The organism is Bartonella taylorii 8TBB (assembly GCF_902825155.1).
In the GTDB taxonomy this organism is placed as follows: Bacteria; Pseudomonadota; Alphaproteobacteria; order Rhizobiales; family Rhizobiaceae; genus Bartonella; species Bartonella taylorii_A.
Genome location: NZ_CADEAG010000086.1, coordinates 1 through 519 on the forward strand (window position 1 = coordinate 1; position 519 = coordinate 519).

At 39.9% G+C, this 519-nt stretch carries 1 protein-coding gene; it reads left to right on the forward strand.

Going from position 1 to position 519, the window contains the following annotated elements; all coding sequences use genetic code 11:
• Nucleotides 1–125 precede the first annotated feature (125 nt).
• The coding region (locus tag J7R13_RS08755; protein WP_208438304.1) for a YajG family lipoprotein at nt 126–519 on the forward strand (394 nt) is incomplete at its 3' end.

Below are 519 nucleotides of genomic sequence, written 5' to 3' on the forward strand. Positions count from 1 at the left end.
CTGCCATCTCAATATTGTTCACCACTGTTTTAAACAGTGGTGACAGAAAATATCACCAGGCTTACGAGCCTTCTTATTGTAAATAAATCCATTGAAAGAGGGGAAAAATGAAACAAACCTTAAAACTGAAAAAAATCTTAAAACTATTGAGTTGCATGGCTCTGTTAAGTACAGCTGGATGTCAGTTAGGCAATCCTCCTCCATCGACTTTGGCTTTATGGGAAAAGCCTGGAACAGATCGGGCTGTCATTGAACAATCACTGTTAAAATGTGGCTGGAAACCGGTTTATGCTTCTTCCAGTGATATGAATTCGTATGCAAGTGAATTTGCCTCAGTTTATGAATGCATGAAAAAAGCAGGCTTCCGGTATAAATTGCAGGATTCAAGGGGAATTTATTTTACACAACCTCCGAAAGGTGACTCGTTCCTAACCGATCTCATGATAGCTGGATATCAGCAATTTATGGATAATGACACTTTTGGTCTCAGCAATACGAGCAAGAAGGAACGGGCCATGA